We start from the raw sequence: 17,849 nt of genomic DNA on the forward strand, positions 1-17,849 counted from the left end.
AGGCTCAGCGGCCGAGCCCCATGACGGAGCGCGTCTCGGCGAGGGTCTCCTCGGCGACGTACTCTGCCTTGCGGTTGCCTTCCTCCACCAGCGCCCAGACCCGCTCCGGGTCCGCGGCAAGGCGTTCGGCCTGCTCGCGAATGGGTGCCTGCTCGGCGAGCACCGATTGAATAACCGGTCCCTTGCAGTCGATGCAGCCGATTCCGGCGGTGGTGCAGCCTTCGTGGGCCCAGGCCCGGGTTTCCGTGTCGGAGTAGACCTGGTGGAATTCCCAAACCGGGCATTTCTCCGGGGTGCCCGGATCCGTGCGCCGCACCCGGGCCGGATCGGTGGGCATGGTGCGGATCTTCTCCTCCACCGCGTCCGGAGCCTCGCGCAGCCCGATGGTGTTGCCGTAGGATTTGGACATCTTCTGCCCGTCCAGGCCCGGGAACTTGGCGTCGGGTGTGAGCAGCGGCTCGGGCTCGGGCAGGATCTCCCGGCCCCGTCCCTCCAGGTCCCCCAGCAGGCGCTCGAAGTCGTCGCGGCCGAGGTTCGTCTGCTCCTCCAGCAGGACGCGGCCCTGTTCCAGTGCCTCCTCATCGCCGGATTCCCGCCAAGCGGCGCGCAGCTTCTTGAACCGGCCCGCGGCCTTCTTCGCCATCTTCTTGATTCCCGACTCCACCAGGGCCTCGTGGTCGGGCTCCCGGCCGTACAGCCAGTTGAAGTGGCGGGCGAGATGCCGGGTGACATCCAGATGGGAGAGCTGATCCTCGCCCACGGGTACGCCATCGGCCTTGTAGATGAGGATGTCGGCGCTCTGGAGCAGGGGGTAGCCCAGGAAGCCGTAGGTGGCCAGATTGCGGTCCGCCAGCTTCTGCTGCTGGTCCTTGAAGGTGGGAACCCGCTCCAGCCAGGGCAGCGGAGTGATCATGGAAAGCAGCAAATGCAGCTCGGCGTGCTGCTTTACCGCGGACTGCACGAAGAGCACGGCCTTCCCGGGATCGATTCCCACGGCGAGCCAGTCCACCACCATCTCCCAGGTGGCCTCGGGAATGCCGCGCGGGTCCTCGTAGTTGGTGGTCAGGGCGTGCCAGTCCGCCACGAAGAAGAAGCAGTCGTTGGCCTCCTGCAGCGCGCGCCAGTTCTTGAGCACGCCGTGGTAATGGCCCAGATGGAGGCGGCCGGTAGGCCGCATGCCGGAGAGGATCCGCTTGCCTTGAGGCTGTTCCTGAGAGGTGGTGGTCATTTTCGGTTCGTTAGGAAAGGAATTGCAGCAGGGTTCGAATGTCCATGCCCGCCAAGCCCATGAGGGCATTGGACACGTAAAAGATGGGGCCGCCGATGATCAGGCCCAGCATGCCGGTGAACAACAGCACCAGCAGGATGGGCAGGCCGAAGGGCTCCAGGTAGGAGACCCAGCGGCTCGCCGGGCTGGGTAGCAGTCCAACCGCTACCCGGCCCCCGTCCAGGGGCGGAATGGGGACCAGGTTCAGGATCATGAGCACGGTGTTGATGAGGATGCCCGCCGCCCCCATGAGCATGAGGGGCTCGGCCAGATACGCCATCCCCGGCAGCATTCCCAGGGCGATGGCCGTTATCATGGTCCAGAATAGCCCCATGGCCAGATTGGCCACGGGTCCGGCCAGGGCCACGTAGACCATGTCCTGCTTGGGGTTGCGGAGGTTGCCGAAGGCCACCGGCACGGGCTTGGCCCAGCCGAATATGAACGGTGAGCCGAGCAGAACCAGGGCGGCGGGCAGGGCCACCGTGCCGATGGGGTCCACATGCCGGAGGGGATTGAGGGTCAGCCGACCCATGACATAGGCGGTGTCATCCCCGAACAGGCGGGCTACCCAACCGTGGGCCACCTCGTGCAGGGTGATGGCTAGGAGCACGGGCGGGGCCCAGACGACGATCTTCTGAATCAGGGTCAGTTCCATCGCGGAAGTATAGTGGTTGGCCGTGCTGCGGGGCAAACTGGGGCCGGCGAGAACATTGGGCCGCCAAAGGAAGTCCAAGCGGACCGGGAGGTGTTGACCGGCGGGGGAGGCCGCGTGCGGCGGCATGTCGGAATCGGGCAGTAGGTAGGATTTATGGGCGGATCAAATATCCTGTTTGCCCGGGTTGTGCGCATATGGAATTATCCCAGAATTCTAATTTACCCAGTCGAACAGGCGACCGCATACGCAGGAGCGCCAGGAGGAGGGCCTCATGGAAAAGCTGCTTATGGTAATGGTGAATACCGATCCCCGGCATGGGTCCGAGCTTGGTGCGCCGTTCTTCCAGGCTACCGTGGCCGCGGCCATGGAGTTCGAGGTTGAGGTGGTCATGACCGGTGGGGCCGGCGAGCTGGCCAAGAAGGGCGTTGCCGAGAACCTCTACGTGCAGGAAGGCAGCGACAAGACCGTCTATGACTTCATCAAGGACGCCCACGAAGCCGGCGTGAAATTCATGGCCTGCACCCCCACCCTGGATCTTCTGGGCGTGGACAAGGACGGTCTGATCCCCGAGGTCGAGGACATCGTGGGCGGTGCCTATGTCATTACCCAGGCGATGGACGAAGATACCTGCGTGATGACCTACTAGGGCATCCTCTCCGCATTACAAGGCCCGCCGCTAGTCGGCGGGCCTTTTTGCGTCGGGCGGAAAGAGCGGTCCGGCGGCTACTCCATGCGCTCGATGCGCGCGATCACCCCGAAGCGTGGATGGTCGAAGTAATAGAAGCGGTTGGGGAGCAGGCGCCGGCTCTGCTGCAGGGTGTGGTGCCGGACGTCGATTCCCCAGGGCATCCAGCGGCGCTGCTCCGTGAATTCCAGGTTCACCTCCAGGTGGGCATAGCGACCCTTGTAGAAGGTGAGCGAGCCCTGGATGCGGTCGCTGTCCCAGTCCCCGGCCATCCCCGGGGGAAGCCAATCACCGCCCAGGGCGACCCGTATGGGCCGGTCCACCGCTTCCCCCAAACCGGCGAAGCCGGAACGGATGCTGGCCGGCCAGGCGCCGCGCAGGGGAATGGGCTCGGCCTCCTTCCTAGGCGCGGCGAAGGGAACCGCGAGACCCTGGATGAGGGGCCGATAGTCCGCCGATTCGCTGAGCCGGTCCCAGAGCTTGTCCATGGGGTCTTCGCCGGCGGTGGGATCGGGGAGGCCCTCCCCCTCGGATTCCGGCTCCTTCTTGTCCTTCACCGGCCCGGCCACCCGCAGCGGATCGTCCCAGTAATCCTGGTGCTGGAACACCAGGTACCGCACGATGTAGGGGATCCGGTCCTCCCGGCTCAGATCCTCGGAGGCCCCCCAGGCCGCTCCGGCAGCCAGGGCCGAGCCCAACGCCAGCACCAGCAGGGAAAAATGCCGCACTATTCGCTCGCCTCGCTCTCTTCCGCTTCCGGTTGAACCGCGCGGACGGTGGCTCCTTCGAGCCATTCGAGGAAATCGCCGCTCCCCGGAACCGGGTGCGTCTCTGCCAGGGAGCGCAGGGACGCCACGCCCTGGTTGTGAATGGTATCCGGGTCCGCAGTGACCTGCAGGGCCTGATTGTACATCTCCGTGGCCTCCGCGCGCCTCCCCTGGGCGAGCAGGGAGAGGCCGAGGGCGAAGAGGAGATCCGCGCGGTTGTCCTGGTTGGTCAGTGCCTGGCGGAAATCGGTCTCCGCGGCGTCGAAGCGGCCTGCCTGCAGGTTGATCCGGCCCCGCAGCACCATGCCCTCCACGGATTCGGGATCCCGCTCGAGTAGGGCGGCCACATCGTGGGCCGCCCGGTCGAGATTGCCCCGCTGCAGCTCCATGGCGGCGACCTCGCCCAGCAGCTCCGGCTCGTTGGGGTTGACCTGGAGGGCCTGGCGGTACCGCTCCCCCGCTTCCTCCCAGCGCCCCAGACCGCGCAGCAGCCGCGCATAGGCGCTCAGCAGGGAGCTGTCCTCCGGGTGCGTCTCCAAAGCTTCCCGCAGCAACCGCTCCGCCTCCTCGGTCTGCTGACGCCGGGCGAGGAAATTGGCGTACTGGCTTATGGCCCGCAGATCGTCGGGCCGCCGCTCCAGGACGTTCTGCAGGATCCGCTGGGCCTCCTCGGGGCGGTTCAGGGAGTCCAGCAGATAGGCGTAGTACCGGGCGATGTCCGCTCGCGCGGGATCGGCCTCCAGGGCTCGCTTGTAGTGGGCCTCGGCCTCTTCAACGCGGCCGGTGTGCTCCAGGATCCAGGCGAGGTTGGAGAGCCGGTCGGCGGTGCTCGGGTGGCGGCGCAGAAGCTCCCGCGCGTAGCGCTCCGCCTCGGCATAGTTGGATTTGCTGTCCGCCTCCAGCATGGCGTAGTACAGCTCGTCGTCGGTAAGCAGCTCGAGGCTGCGGTCGCTCACCGCCGTGGCCACTTTCTCCAGGTAGGCGCCGGCTTCCGGAGAGACCGGGGACTGGAGGTCGAGGTGCTCTTCGCGCAGCCGCTTCAGGGCGTCCTGCTCCTCCTGGACGGCCTGCTCGATTCGGGTGCGCTCCTCGGTCAGGAATTCATCGATAAGCTTGCGGGTAAGCTGCCGGGTTTCCTCCTTGCTCTCCTCAAGAATGGACTCCCGCTCCTCCTCGGCCACCTGGCCCACCGCCTCCGAGAGGTTCCTCGAGAACTCCTCGCTGCGCAGGTGACTGTTGGTGGCCCGCTCGATGATGTCGCGGAGCATGGTGTGGATGTAGCCGAAGCCGAATACGCCGAGCAGGATGAGGATGAAAGTGCCCACCCGCATATAGAGCGCCAGGGTCGATTCCAGGCTGGAGGTCTCGTCGGCGAGGTGCTGCTCCAGGCTCTCGATCTGGGTCTGGTACTGCTCACGGATGTGGGTAAGGTCGCTCTCCAGTCGGGTAACCCGCTCCCGCAGCTCCTGGGCCTGCCGCCGAAGCTGGGAATTGTTCTCGCGGAGGATCTGCACCCGTTCCTGCAGGGCGGGATTGGAGCCGCCGGGTGCCCGTAAGTCGGGTCGGTCGGGTACCTGCTGGGCCAGACTGGAGGCGGCGCCCGCAAGGGCCCCGACCGCTAGGAAGAGGGCGGCAAGGAATTGAAGCAAGGCCCGGCGGAAATTCGGCAAGGACGGCTCCCCCCTAGGAACGGCGCATCTTGGAATCAGTGGGCGGTGGGCGGATGATGGGCGGCGATATCCGCGTCGGATAATCCCAGGATATAGAGCACGCCGTCCAGGCTGCTGTGAATGAGGTTGTAGGGGGCCTGCGCCCGCACCACCGGCTTGGCGTGGAAGGCCAGTCCCAGTCCCGCCTCGCCGATCATGGAGAGGTCGTTGGCCCCGTCGCCCATGACCATCAGCTGTTCGCTACTCAGGCCCAGCCGGTCCCGCAGCTCCCGCAGGGTGGCGGCCTTACGCTCGCCGTCGACGATATCCCCCAGTACCCGTCCGGTGAGCCGGCCGTCCGCCACCTCCAGGACGTTGGCGTTGGTGAAGTCGAGCTGGAAATCCTCGGTGAGACGGTCGGTGAAATAGGTAAAGCCCCCGGATACCACGGCCACCTTGAAGCCCAGGCCGCGTGCCGTTTCCACTAGGCGCCGCGCCCCGGGATTGGGGACGATCCGCTCCCGGTATACGGAATCGAGCACGGACTCGGAGAGCCCCTCCAGCATCTTGACCCGTTCCACCAAGCTGCCCTTGAAGTCCAGCTCGCCGTTCATGGCCCGCTCCGTGATGGCGGCCACCTGCTCCTTGACCCCGGCGTGCTCGGCGATCTCGTCGATGCACTCGACGGCGAGCAGGGTGGAGTCCATATCCATCATGAGCAGACCGGGCTCGGGGGTCACGGCCAGAGGCGGGAGAACGGCCAAGTCCACGCCCGCGCTTTCAGCAGCCGGGCGCAGCGCACGGGTCAGGTGCCGGGGATCGGCGGGCGCGCCCACCAGGGAGAGCTCCACCGCCGCGAAGGTGGGCGACAGCACCCGCATGGACGTGATCACCAGCCCCTGGCCATTGAGCGCCGCGGCCATCCCGGCCAGTCGGTGGCCGTCCAGCTGTCCGCCCAGGACCACTGCCCGGTAGCCGCGGTCCTCGGCACGCACGGTCCGCCATCCTCCTGCAAGGGCCCCCTCCATGGCCCCCCGCAGGGCCCGGTCCAGGCCTTCTCCGACGGGGCTGTTGGCGCCTTCGGCCGTGGCCGTGGCGAGTCGAAAGGTGCCGAACGCGTATTCCTCCGGCGCACCCATAAGCCCGGGCACCGCATCAAGGGCGTTACATGGACTCTCGGCAGCCGTGGAAAAGACGTTGATCCGGTAGGCGGTCTGGGCCATGTGGGTCTCCGTGGCGTGTCCGGCAATGCAGAGATGGTTGGGGGAGCGTTCAGGTGGCCTGCTGGGCCTCGGCGGCGCCTTCGTCCACTCGGGCGTCGCTTTCGAGCAGGGTCAGGACCTGGCGCACGCCTTCGATTCGGGTGGCCGGGTCACTCCAGTCGGCCTTGACGCGCAGCTCTCGGTCGCCGTGCAGGGCGAATCGCTCGGGGTCCTCCTGCAGGAGGGCCACCAGACGCTCCGGCCCCACATGGGGCCGGTGGGAGAACACCACCCGCCCGCCCACGGGGCCCGCCTCTAGACGCTCGATGCCGAGGCCCCGGGCGCGCAGCTTCAGCTGGGCCACCTCCAGGAGGTGGTGGGTGGAATCGGGAAGCCGGCCGAAGCGGTCCACCATTTCCTCGCGCAGGCCCTGCAGGGCTTCCCGGTCCGTAGCCGAGGCAATGCGCTTGTACAGCACCAGGCGCTCGTGCACGTCGGGCAGGTAGTCCTCCGGGATCAGGGTGGGGAGGTGGAGGTTGACCTGGGTGCCGTGCTCCTCTTCCTCCAGCTCGGTCTCCACCTCCACGCCGCGACCGGCCTTGAGATCCTCAATGGCCTCGTTGAGGAGCTCCACGTAGGTCTCGAAGCCTACCGCGTCGATGTGGCCGCTCTGCTCCTCGCCCAGGATCTCGCCGGCGCCCCGGATCTCCAGGTCGTGGTTGGCGATCAGGAAGCCAACCCCCAGGTCTTCCAGGGACTCGATGGTCTCCAGCCGTTTCTGGGCGTCAGCGGTGAGGCCTTGCCGGCTGTTCACCATGAGGTAGGCATAGGCCCGGTGGCTGGAGCGGCCTACCCGGCCCCGGAGCTGGTGGAGCTGGGCGAGGCCGAAGCGGTCGGCGCGGTTGATGACGATGGTATTGGCGCTGGGAATGTCGATGCCCGACTCGATAATGGTGGTGGTCACGAGCACGTTGAAGCGCTGGTGGTAGAAGTCGGACATGACGTCCTCGAGCTCGCGCTCGCGCATCTGGCCATGGGCCACGCGCGTGGTGGCCTCGGGCACCAGCTTCTCCAGCTGCTCGCGGGTGCGCTCGATGGTGCGCACCTCGTTGTGCAGGAAATACACCTGCCCGCCGCGCCGGATCTCGCGCAGGATGGCCTCGCGGATCAGGCCGTCGTCCCATTCGGAAACGAAGGTCTTCACCGCCAGCCGCTCGTCCGGCGGAGTGGCGATGATGGAGATGTCGCGGATGCCCGCCATGGTCTGGTTGAGGGTGCGCGGGATGGGGGTGGCGGTGAGGGTCAGCATATCCACCTCGGCGCGCCAGCGCTTGAGCCGCTCTTTCTGGCGCACGCCGAAGCGGTGCTCCTCATCCAGGATCACCAGGCCCAGGTCCTTGAAGGTGACGTCCTTCTGCAGCAGCCGGTGGGTCCCCACAGCGATGTCCACCTTGCCCGCGCGGATCCCCTCCAGGGCCTGGTTGACCTCCTTCTGCGACTGCATGCGCGACAGCAGCTCGATGCGCACGGCGGAGTTGACGAACCGTTCGCGCAGGCTGTCGTGGTGCTGCTGCGCGAGCAGGGTGGTGGGGGAGAGCAGCAGCACCTGCTTGCCGTTCTGTACCGCAAGGAAGGCGGCGCGCATGGCCACCTCGGTCTTGCCGAAGCCCACGTCGCCGCATACCAGGCGGTCCATGGGCTGCGGTGCCTGCATGGAGGCCAGCACTTCCTCGATGGCCTTTTCCTGGTCCGGGGTCTCCTCGAAGGGGAAATCGGCGGCGAAATCGTTGTAGGCGCTATCGGGCGGCGGGAAGGCATAGCCCTCCTTGGCGGCACGTTTGGCGTAGAGCTCCAGGAGCTCTGCGGCGGTGTCGCGGGCCTTCTTCTTGGCCCGGGCCTTGGCACGGCGCCACTGGTCACCGCCCAGCTTGTGGAGTGGCGCCTCTTCCTCCGCGGAGCCGGTGTAACGGCTGATGCGGTCGAGGGCGTCCACGGGCACGTAGAGCTTGTCGCCCCCGGAATACTCCAGCACCAGGTAGTCGCTGTCGAAGCCCTCGCCGCTGGGCAGGCGGGTGAGCCCCTGATAGCGCCCCACGCCGTGGTCCTCGTGCACTACGGGGCTGCCGATCTCCAGCTCGCCCAGGTTACGGATCACCGCCTCCGGGTCGCGCTGGCGCTTGCGGCTCTCGCGCCGGGGGAGACGGCCACCGAAGATCTGCGCTTCCGGAATCACGCGGACGGCCGGATCGCGCAGCATCAGCCCGTGCTCCAGGCTGCCCACCGTGAGCGCCAGGTTGGTGGTGGATGCGCAGAACGCTTCCCAGCCCGATACCTCGTTGGGGACCAGGTGCCGTTCGCCGAGCAGTTCCCGCAGGGTCTCCCGGCGGCCCGCGCTTTCCGCCACCAGTAGCGTGGGGGTGCCGCCGTGCTCGTTAAGGAAACGGGCCAGCTGGTCGATGGCCGCGTGCCGCTCGCGGGCGGCGGGGAAGGCCTGGGGCTTCTCCACGGGGGCGTCGCATGCGGCATCGCCGGCGGGCTCCTCGGAAAGCTCGATGCGGGCGAAGCCGCCGAGGCGGCGCTCCACGGTATCCGCGTCCAGGAACAGCTCCTCCGGGGGCAGGACCGGTCGCAGGGGATCCTTGGAGCGCACGGTGAAGCGCTCCCGGACCTCGTTGTCCCATTCCGCGGCTATCTCCGCCCGGTTCCCCGGGAGAGCGACGACGGCAGAATCGGGCAGGTAGTCCAGCAGGGTGACGGTGCGCTCGAAGAACAGCGGCAGGTAGTACTCGATACCGCCGGGCGCCAGCCCCTGTGACACGTCCCGGTAGAGGGGAATTTTGTGGGGGTCGCCTTCGAAGCGTGTACGGAAGGCGCTGCGGAAGTGCTGGATACCCTCCTCGTCCAGTGGAACCTCACGGGCCGGCAGGAGGCGGACCTCCTCCACCTGGCCGGTGGTCAGCTGGGACTCGGGATCGAAGTAGCGGATGCTGTCGATCTCCTCGTCGAACAGGTCGATCCGGATGGGCTGCTCGGTTCCTGCGGGGAAGAGGTCCACGATGCTGCCCCGGACGGCGAATTCGCCGGGCTCCTTGACCTGGGAGACGGCCTGATAGCCGGCCCGGTCGAGGCGCTCGCGGAAAGATTCGGGGTCGAGGGTGTCGCCCACGCGGGTCCAGAGGGCGAAGCGGTCGAGGAACTCCGCCGGCGGCAGGGCCTGGGAGAGGGCGGCCCAGGGCGCAAGCAGGATGCCTCCCCCGCCGTTGTGAAGGTGATAGAGCGTGGTCAGGCGCTGGTTCACCAGATCGGCGTGCGGGGCGAAGGTGTCGTAGGGAAGGGTCTCCCCGTGTGGAAACAGGTGGATGTCCCCGGACAGCTCCGCCCCGCCGTAGAAGCGCAGCTCCGCGGCGAAGCGCTGCATCTGGGAAATGTCCCGGCAAACCACCAGCATGGCCCCGTCGTGGCCGCGATAGGCGGTGAGCAGGGCGAGGGCGGCTGCTCCGCCCCGCAGGTTGCCCCAGGTTTTCGGGTGTCCCGGTTCGGGTAGCGGTAGGTGAATGGCGCAGGACCGGTGCATGGACGCTCTAGGTTGTTGTTGGTGACGGTACGGGTCGAAGACAATAGGCCGGCACCCACCGGGTAGGGGCCGGCGGGAAAAAAGGGCTATTTTCCCGCAATGGTCGCACAAGCACAATGCGGTTCCCGGTCCCGATGGGCTATACTGATCGCCCCAATCTCCCACAGCCCCCAGCAGGACGGATTACGTGCCCGATACAGAAGCGCGTCGCGTATGGGCGATCGTGCCCGCAGCCGGAATAGGCAGCCGCATGGGCAGCGAACGGCCGAAACAGTATCTGGAGCTTGCCGGACGGACCATCCTGGAGCACACCCTGGAACGCTTGCTGTCCCATGGGTCCATCCATGCGGTCCTTCCGGTCATTCGTCCCGACGATCCTTTCTGGCCGGAGGCGCGGACACGGCTGGCGATGTTCCCCAACCTGCTGCCGGAGGCCCCCGGCGGCGATGAGCGGCAGGAGTCTGTTGCCAACGGTGTGGAGGCCTTGAACCTTGGGACCACGGAGGACCTGGTTTTGATCCATGATGCTGTGCGTCCTTGCATCGGGGACGAGGAGATCCATAGTGTCGTTGCGGCCGCCGATGAGTGCGGCGGGGCCATCCTTGCCGTGCCCGTGGCGGATACACTCAAGCGGGTCGCCGCGGACGGGTGCATCGAAGATACCGTGGACCGGAGCGGTCTTTGGCGGGCGCAGACGCCACAGGTGTTTCGTCACGGGGAATTGGAGCACGCCCTGGAGGTCGCCCGGACGCACCCGGAGCCGGCCACTGACGAGGCCAGCATCCTGGAGCGGGCGGGCTACCCCGTCCGAGTGGTGCCCGGACGGGATGACAACCTCAAGGTGACCCGTCCGGAGGATCTGGCGCTGGCCGAGCTGTTCCTGGGGGCCCGGTGATGCGGGTGGGACAGGGGTTCGACGCGCACGCCCTGGTGGCTGACCGGCCGCTGGTCCTGGGCGGTGTCCGGATTCCCAACGATCTCGGCCTGGCGGGCCACAGCGACGCGGACGTGCTTCTGCACGCCGTCTGCGACGCGCTCCTCGGCGCGGCCGGCCTGGGGGATCTGGGAAGGCACTTCCCGGACACCGACAGCGCCCACTCCGGGCGCGACAGCCGGGAGTTCGTGCGCGAGGTGGCGGAGCAGCTGACCGAAGCGGGCTGGGAGGTGGGCAACGTGGACGCCACGGTGGTTGCCCAGCGTCCCAAGCTCGGACCGCACGTGGCCCGGATGGAGGCCAACCTTGCCCAGGACCTCGGCGTGGAGGTGCCCCGCGTCAACGTCAAGGCCACCACCACCGAGCACCTCGGATGGACCGGACGCGGCGAGGGTATCGCCGCCATGGCCGTGGTACTGCTGGGGCCCGCCGAGTAGGCGGATGAACAGCCAAGCGCGTGAAGAACGGGTTGGCGCTTTTTCTACTTCTTTCGTGAGCTGCCGTGACCATATCCCCCGAACCTGAATCCCTGCCCCACGACCCATGGCCCGTTGCCCATGCCCGATTTCGCCCCGAAGGGCGCTTCCGCCTGGAGGCCGAGGACTTTCGGGTCACGGAGATCCTCCCCTTCGAGGCGGAGGGGTACGGCCACCACTTCCTGCTGCGAATCCGCAAGGTCGGGGTTAACACGGACCGGGTGGCCCAGGATCTGGCGCGCTTGGCCGGCTGCCGTGCCAGGGACGTGGGCTACGCCGGCCTGAAGGACCGCAAGGCGGTGGCCGTCCAGCATTTCTCCGTGCCCGCCGCCGGGGTGGAGGGTGACCCGGGGCGGTGGTCCGGAGAGAGCTGGATGGTGGAGCGGGTCGATCGCGCCCGCAAGAAGCTCAAGCGGGGGGCTCTCGAGGGCAATGCGTTCCGGCTGCGGCTGCACCTTTCCGAGGAGGACGCCGAGGTTGCCGCGGCCCGGTTCGAGGAGCTCCTGGCGGCGGGTGTGCCCAATTATTTCGGCCCGCAGCGTTTCGGTCGGGAGGGCGGCAACCTGGTCGGAGCGCGGCAGCTATTCGGGGGAACGGCCAGGCCCAACCGGGGACTGCGGGGGATCTATCTTTCCGCGGCCCGGAGCTACCTGTTCAACCGGGTGGCCGCCACCCGGGTGGTGGATGGGACCTGGGATCGGCTGCGGGAGGGGGAGTATGCCGTTTTTCCGGACGTGAACAGCGGCTTCGTGGTGAGCGATCCAGAGCGGGAAGCCCCCCGGGTGGCCTCCGGCGACCTGCATCCCAGCGGCCCGTTACCGGGCTTAGACGGTGCCGGGCCAAAGGGAGAGGCGGCGGAATTGGAAGGGCGGATCCTGGCAGAGGAGACGGCGCTGGTCGAGGGGATCCGTGACCAGAAGGTGGAGGCGCACCGCCGGGCCCTACGGGTGCTGCCCCGGGACGGACTGGCGGAGGCGGACTCCCGGGGACTGTGGATCGCCTTCCGGCTGCCCGCGGGAAGCTTCGCTACTTCGGTGGTGCGGGAGCTGGTCCGGCCGATTACTTCTTGAGCAGGACGTAGAGGGCCCCGGTACCCCCGTCCACGGGGGTGCAGGAGGCGAATGCCAGCACCTCCTTGCGCCGGGAAAGCCATTTCTGCACCTTGCCGCGCAGGACCCCCTCCCCGCCGGGAGAACGCCGCCCCTTGCCGTGGACCACCCGGACGCAGCGGAGGCCGCGCGTCAATGCCTGGTGGAGGAACACCCCCAGGGATTCGCGCGCTTCCTCTACCCGGAGTCCGTGCAGGTCGATGGTTCCCTCCACGGGGATCTGCCCGCTACGCAACCGCTTGCGCAGCCGGTGCTGGAGCCCCTGGCGGCACCAGAAGGCCTCCTCTCCGGTCTCCGCGGGCTCGGGATCCGCGGCTCCGGTGGCCAGGTCCAGCCGGGCCTGCTCCACCTCCCGCTGCCGCTGGACGGCCACGGGCGGCGGCGCCGGCTGGTCGGGAACCGCCCGGTTACTAACCAGTGGCTCCACGTCCGCCATCGCCTCTCGGAACGCCTCCCGGTCCTCCGGGTCGAGGCCGGGCGCCGCCTCACCGTCTAGCTGTTCTTCTCCAGCCATTTGTCGGCCTCCATGGCCGCCGCGCAGCCAGTGCCGGCGGCGGTTACCGCCTGGCGGAAAACCTTGTCCTGAACGTCACCCGCGGCGAACACGCCCGGAATGTTGGTGGCCGTGCTGTCGGGCGCTGTGTTGATGAAGCCGGCATCGTCCTTGTCCAGCTCGCTGCCGAACATGTCCGTGTTGGGCTTGTGGCCGATGGCGATGAACACGCCCTGCAGGTCCAGGTCCTCTTTCTCGCCGCTCTGGTTGTTCCGCACCCGGGCGCCAGTGACCCCCATGTTGTCGCCGAGCACCTCGTCCAGCTCGGTGTTCCAAAGGACCTCGATGTTGTCCTTCTCGAACAGCTTCTGCTGCATGATCCGCTCGGCCCGGAATTCGTCCCGGCGGTGGATCACCGTTACCTTGTCGGCGATATTGGCCAGGAACAGGGCCTCCTCCACGGCCGAGTCGCCGCCCCCCACCACCATGACCTTCTGGCCCTTGTAGAAGAACCCGTCGCAGGTGGCACAGGCGGAAACGCCCTTGCCCTTGAACTCTTCCTCGGAGGGCAGGCCCAGGTACTGCGCGGAGGCCCCCGTGGAGATGATCAGGGCGTCGCAGGTGTAGGTGCCCTGGTCCCCGGTAAGGGTGAACGGACGGTTGTTCAAGTCCGCCGCGCTGATATGGTCGAAGACGATACGGGTATCGAAGCGCTCGGCCTGGCGCTTCATTTTGTCCATGAGCTCGGGTCCCTGGATGCCCTCGGGCTCGCCGGGCCAGTTGTCCACGTCGGTGGTGGTCATAAGCTGGCCGCCGGGCTCGATTCCCTGGATCAGTACCGGGTCGAGGTTGGCGCGGGCGGCATAGATGGCAGCGGTGTAGCCGGCCGGCCCGGATCCCAGAATGATCAGGCGGTGGTGTTGGCTTTCGGGCATTCCAGAAGGCTCCAGAACAGTTTTGGGGTGGTTGCTTGGCCCGCACTGGGAACGGCGTTAGAGTGCTTTGGTGTGCGGAATTAGAAAATACTACGCAGGCCACACAGCGTAAAGCTGAGGGGCGGTGTAGGGTATTGGCCGGGAGGCTACGTGGCGCAAGGAATCGATATCGGTATCCCCCGTGAGCGCAAGCCGGAGGAAAGGCGCGTGGCTCTGGTTCCGGAGGCGGTGGGGGAGCTGGTCCGGAACGGCCATCGGGTCCGCGTGGAAAGCGGGGCTGGGGAGGGCAGCGGCTTTGCGGATGACGCCTACCGCAGCGCCGGTGCCGAAATGGTCGCCGGAACGGGGGAGCTGTATGCCGAGAGCCGATTGATCCTCAAGGTAAAGGAGCCCATCCCCGAGGAGTACGGGCACTTCCGCGGCGACCATGTACTGTTCAGCTTTCTGCATCTGGCCGCCGTCCCGGATCTGGCAGCCTTCCTGCGCGAGCGCGGCGTTACCGCATTCGCCTTCGAAACCCTGGACGACGGAACCGGGCACCTGCCGCTACTGGCCCCCATGAGCGCCATCGCGGGCAAGGTGGCCGCCCAGAACGCCCTGACCCTCCTCCACGCGCCCCGGGGCGGGCGTGGACTGCTCCTGGGCGGGGCGCCCGGGACCGAGCGGGGCCGCGTGGTGGTCCTGGGCGCCGGCGGGGTGGGTGGGAACGCGGCCGCCCTCCTGAGCGCTGCCGGGGCCCGGGTCGACGTGCTCGACCTCGACGTCGATCGGGCCGAGCATCTGGCCGCTTACGGCCCCGGGCAGATCAGCGGGCTGTACCCTTACCGGGACACGGTGGCCGACTTGGTGGCGGGAGCCGATGTCGTTATCGGCGCCGTGCTGTCCGCAGGCGCCCGCGCTCCCACGGTGGTGACCCGTGATCAGGTGGCCGCCATGAGCCCCGGCTCCGTGATCGCCGACGTGGCCGTGGACCAGGGGGGCTGCATCGAGACCACCCGCCCCACCGATTACACCCATCCCACCTATACGGAAGCCGGGGTTATCCACTTCGCTGTGACAAATATGCCCGCCGCCGTCCCGCGGACTGCCACAAAGGCGTTGTCCGCCCGCTTGTTGCCATATGCCCAAAAGTTGGCAAGAATGCCCTTTGAGGATCTAGAGGGGGCTTTGCAGAAAGCCCCGGACATGGACTCCGCGCTTAATGTTGTCCGCGGAGGCATCCACCACCAGGCGGTGGCCGCCTCCCTGGCCCAGTAGCCGGAGCCTCGATGAGGGGGGGTCGGGAATTCGGGGAATTCCCGGAGCGGGGCCTTGGCGCGGATCAGGATGGATGGGTGTATGGAGACGGCCAAAAAAGGGAAAAGACCGAATCTCGGCGAAAAATTGCTGGAAAAGGGGCTGATTGCCGAGCAGACCCTCGCGGACGCCCGTTCCCAGGCAGGGAAGACCAAACAGGCCTTCGAAGAATTCCTGGTGACCCAGGGCTACGTCCGGGAGGAGGATCTCCTTCCGCTCCTGCCGGAGCTGTATCACATCCCGCTCGTCGACCTGAACGACCTCACAATCCGCTCGGATGCGGCCAGCCTGCTGCCGTACGAGATCGCCAACAAATACCGCGTCCTGCCCCTTGGACAGCGACGGGGAACCGTGGTGCTCGCCATGCGCGAGGCCCACAACATCCGGTTGGTGGACGAGCTGCGCTTCCACGTGGGCCGTCCGGTGCAGACGGTGTACGCACCCCTCAAGGACATCGAGGCCAAGCTGGGCGATCTCTACGGAGCCGGCGATGCGGCGCTCGTAAGCGGCGACGACAGTAGCGCCTTCTCCGAGGCGCTCGAGGACATGGAGGTGGAGGAGGGGCCCGGCGAGGAAGACCAGCCGGAAGAGGCCGCCGTGCGCGAGGAGAGCAGCTCCTCGCCCATGGTCAAGCTGGTGAACGAGATCCTGCTGCGCGCAGTCCAGAAGGGCGCCTCGGACATCCATCTGGAGTCCGCCGAGAGCTCGTTGGTGGTCCGGTTCCGGGTGGACGGCGTGCTTCAGGTGATCCGGCGTCTGCCCAAGAAGGTGCAGAACGCCGTCATTTCGCGCATCAAGGTCCTCGGCGGCATGGATATCTCCGATTCCCGCCGCCCGCAGGACGGGCGCCTGAAGATGCGCCTGAAGGAGAAGAACCTGGACGTGCGCATCTCCACCCTGCCCACCTTCTGGGGCGAGAAGGTGGTGATGCGCATACTGGACCAGTCCGGGGTGGGCCTGGACCTGGATGTGCTCGGTTTCCTGCGCGCCGAGCGCGAGCAGATCGAGAGCATTATGCGCCAGCCCCAGGGGATGATGCTGGTGACCGGGCCAACCGGCTCCGGCAAGACCACCACCCTGTATTCGGTCTTATCGGCCATCAACACCGAGGACATCAACATCATCACCGTGGAGGATCCGGTGGAGTTCCAGCTCCCCGGCATCAACCAGGTGCCCGTGAACCCCAAGGCGGGCATGACCTTCGCGGCCGGCCTGCGTTCCATCCTGCGCCAGGACCCCAACGTCATCATGGTGGGCGAGGTCCGGGATCAGGAAACCGCGGAGATCGCCCTGGAGGCCGCGGAAACCGGCCACATGGTCTTCTCCACGCTGCACACTACCTCCGCGACCGGGGCGGTGACCCGCCTCATGGACATGGAGGTGCCCGCCTATCTGCTCGCCTCCAGCCTTTCCGGGGTGGTGGCCCAGCGGCTGCTGCGGCGCAATTGCCCGGACTGCAGCGAGCCGGTGGATATCGGAGAAGGCCTGCGCCAGAAGTACAACATCCCCGAGCACATCACCTTCTACGAGGGCCGAGGGTGCTCCACCTGCGACGGCCAGGGCAAGAAGGGCCGCATGGGCGTCTACGAGATGCTCATTCCCAACCGGGAGGTGATTGACGGCATCTATTCCGAGGCCACCGAGTCCGAGCTGGTGGAGCGGGCGCGCCGCTCCGGCATGAACCTGATGTTCGAGGACGGTCTAGTGAAGGCCATGCGCGGCGCCGTGGCCTTCAGCGACGTGCTCAATACCGTCGGTGCGCCCACGGGCGTGAACATTGACGCGGAACGCCTGCTGGAGCAGGCTGACCTGCCCTGGGAGGATCGGGGGCTCACAGCGGTCCGGAAGAAGAAGCGGGAAGCGGACGAGCCCGACACCATCCTGGTGGTGGACGACTCCCGCACCATCCGCGACATGAGCCGGTTCGTCCTGGAGAGCGAAGGATTCCGCGTGATCCAGGCCGAGGACGGCAAGGAAGGCTTCGAGGTCCTTTGCAAGGAGATGCCCGACCTCGTCCTCACCGATATGCAGATGCCGAACCTCGACGGCGACGAGCTGATCCAGAAGATGAAGAGTGATCCCGGGCTCGCCCGGATTCCCGTAGTGGTACTGACCTCCAAGGAAGGAGAGGAGACCGAAGCCGGAGTCCTGGGGCACGGAGCCGACGATTTCATCAACAAGCCCATCGAGCCCATGACGCTCACGGCCCGGGTCAAGAAGATCCTCGCCACCTACCACCAGTTCTACGGCGAGGAGGGGAAGGGCTCGGGCTCGGACGATGACCTGCCCAAGCAGGTGGTCTCCCAGTGACTCCCCCAGAGGCCTCCGTATCCGCCGTACCCCCCGAAGCGGGCCAGGGAGAGGGCCGCTTCACCATCATCGGGCTCGCCGGCTGGTATTTCGCCGTGCCGCTGGAACGGTCCGCCGGCTCCATGGAAGCCGTCACTCTGACGCGGGCCCCCATGGCCCCCGAGGCGGTTCTCGGCCTGACGCACCTCCAGGGGCGAATCCTGACCGTGCTCGACCTGCGTCACCTGCTCGGGCTGGGGCGGGGCGGTCCGCCCCGGAGGTTCTTCCTGGTGAACGACGAGGACGAGCAGGTCGGCCTGGTGGTGGATTCCGTCGAGGATATTGTCCTGGTATCCCCCCTGAATCTTGACTCGATACAGGTGGAGCTGCCGCCCGGCGTGCGGGCCAACGCCTCGGGCTTCTTCCGCTGGCGGGGGCATCCGGTTGTGAACCTTTCCGTGGAACGGCTCCTCAAGTAACTCGGGGACGGTGGAGGCGGTGTACCGGGCTTCGCCCGA

General features: G+C 67.1%; 15 protein-coding genes. 7 read left to right on the forward strand and 8 right to left on the reverse strand.

From position 1 onward, the window contains the following. Positions 1-4 precede the first annotated feature (4 nt). Positions 5-1,228 carry a tryptophan--tRNA ligase gene (locus ACERLL_RS14185; RefSeq protein WP_373656760.1) on the reverse strand — a complete coding sequence of 408 codons (1,224 nt, stop codon included), beginning with the start codon at positions 1,226-1,228 and terminating at the stop codon, positions 5-7. A gap of 10 nt (positions 1,229-1,238) precedes the next feature. Next, a complete protein-coding gene (locus tag ACERLL_RS14190; RefSeq protein WP_373656761.1) occupies positions 1,239-1,922 on the reverse strand; it encodes a site-2 protease family protein in 684 nt (227 codons plus the stop codon). Positions 1,923-2,193: 271 nt separating this feature from the next. On the opposite strand from ACERLL_RS14190, the gene ACERLL_RS14195 reads away from it, so the two are divergent. Next, positions 2,194-2,568, forward strand: coding sequence for a DsrE family protein (locus tag ACERLL_RS14195; RefSeq protein WP_373656762.1), 375 nt, complete (start codon positions 2,194-2,196; stop codon positions 2,566-2,568). A 77-nt stretch (positions 2,569-2,645) separates the two neighbouring features. Here the strand turns inward: ACERLL_RS14195 and ACERLL_RS14200 are convergent, their stop codons facing one another. The 4 genes from ACERLL_RS14200 to mfd are packed head-to-tail and all read right to left on the reverse strand — an operon-like array spanning position 2,646 to position 9,799. Then, the gene (locus ACERLL_RS14200) at positions 2,646-3,335 is read right to left on the reverse strand and encodes a CsiV family protein (RefSeq protein ID WP_373656763.1); all 690 of its coding nucleotides are present in this window, start codon (positions 3,333-3,335) and stop codon (positions 2,646-2,648) included. Continuing rightward, positions 3,335-5,044: a tetratricopeptide repeat protein gene (locus tag ACERLL_RS14205; RefSeq protein WP_373656764.1), complete on the reverse strand. Its 1,710-nt coding sequence runs from the start codon at positions 5,042-5,044 to the stop codon at positions 3,335-3,337. The genes ACERLL_RS14200 and ACERLL_RS14205 overlap by 1 nt, the downstream gene beginning before the upstream one ends. Before the next feature lie 35 nt (positions 5,045-5,079). After that, positions 5,080-6,246 (reverse strand): phosphoserine phosphatase SerB, encoded by a 1,167-nt coding sequence (serB, locus tag ACERLL_RS14210; protein WP_373656765.1) that lies wholly within the window; start codon positions 6,244-6,246, stop codon positions 5,080-5,082. 49 nt (positions 6,247-6,295) lie between these two features. Then, the gene (gene mfd / locus ACERLL_RS14215; RefSeq protein WP_373656766.1) at positions 6,296-9,799 is read right to left on the reverse strand and encodes a transcription-repair coupling factor; all 3,504 of its coding nucleotides are present in this window, start codon (positions 9,797-9,799) and stop codon (positions 6,296-6,298) included. Between the two features lie 187 nt (positions 9,800-9,986). Between mfd and ispD the strand changes: the two genes are divergently transcribed. From ispD to truD, 3 genes are all read left to right on the forward strand, one after another. After that, a complete protein-coding gene (ispD, locus tag ACERLL_RS14220) occupies positions 9,987-10,694 on the forward strand; it encodes a 2-C-methyl-D-erythritol 4-phosphate cytidylyltransferase (RefSeq protein WP_373656767.1) in 708 nt (235 codons plus the stop codon). Further along, positions 10,694-11,170 carry a 2-C-methyl-D-erythritol 2,4-cyclodiphosphate synthase gene (ispF, locus tag ACERLL_RS14225; RefSeq protein WP_373656768.1) on the forward strand — a complete coding sequence of 159 codons (477 nt, stop codon included), beginning with the start codon at positions 10,694-10,696 and terminating at the stop codon, positions 11,168-11,170. Before ispD ends, ispF begins: the two co-directional genes overlap by 1 nt. 65 nt (positions 11,171-11,235) lie before the next feature. Next, positions 11,236-12,279 carry a tRNA pseudouridine(13) synthase TruD gene (gene truD / locus ACERLL_RS14230; RefSeq protein ID WP_373656769.1) on the forward strand — a complete coding sequence of 348 codons (1,044 nt, stop codon included), beginning with the start codon at positions 11,236-11,238 and terminating at the stop codon, positions 12,277-12,279. On the opposite strand, the gene ACERLL_RS14235 is transcribed toward truD, so the two are convergent. Together ACERLL_RS14235 and trxB are read right to left on the reverse strand one after the other, a co-directional pair. Beyond that, positions 12,269-12,832 (reverse strand): Smr/MutS family protein, encoded by a 564-nt coding sequence (locus tag ACERLL_RS14235; RefSeq protein ID WP_373656770.1) that lies wholly within the window; start codon positions 12,830-12,832, stop codon positions 12,269-12,271. The genes truD and ACERLL_RS14235 overlap by 11 nt on opposite strands. After that, positions 12,811-13,746, reverse strand: coding sequence for a thioredoxin-disulfide reductase (gene trxB, locus ACERLL_RS14240; RefSeq protein ID WP_373656771.1), 936 nt, complete (start codon positions 13,744-13,746; stop codon positions 12,811-12,813). The genes ACERLL_RS14235 and trxB overlap by 22 nt, the downstream gene beginning before the upstream one ends. A gap of 150 nt (positions 13,747-13,896) precedes the next feature. Here trxB and ald point away from each other — a divergent pair, with 150 nt between their 5' ends. From ald to ACERLL_RS14255, 3 genes are all read left to right on the forward strand, one after another. Then, positions 13,897-15,003 carry an alanine dehydrogenase gene (ald, locus tag ACERLL_RS14245; RefSeq protein WP_373656772.1) on the forward strand — a complete coding sequence of 369 codons (1,107 nt, stop codon included), beginning with the start codon at positions 13,897-13,899 and terminating at the stop codon, positions 15,001-15,003. 126 nt (positions 15,004-15,129) lie between these two features. Next, positions 15,130-17,352 (forward strand): ATPase, T2SS/T4P/T4SS family, encoded by a 2,223-nt coding sequence (locus ACERLL_RS14250; RefSeq protein ID WP_373656773.1) that lies wholly within the window; start codon positions 15,130-15,132, stop codon positions 17,350-17,352. Continuing rightward, positions 17,349-17,810 carry a chemotaxis protein CheW gene (locus ACERLL_RS14255; RefSeq protein ID WP_373656774.1) on the forward strand — a complete coding sequence of 154 codons (462 nt, stop codon included), beginning with the start codon at positions 17,349-17,351 and terminating at the stop codon, positions 17,808-17,810. The genes ACERLL_RS14250 and ACERLL_RS14255 overlap by 4 nt, the downstream gene beginning before the upstream one ends. Positions 17,811-17,849 lie beyond the last annotated feature (39 nt).

It is taken from the genome of Thiohalorhabdus sp. Cl-TMA, assembly GCF_041821045.1.
Classification (GTDB): domain Bacteria; phylum Pseudomonadota; class Gammaproteobacteria; order Thiohalorhabdales; family Thiohalorhabdaceae; genus Thiohalorhabdus; species Thiohalorhabdus methylotropha.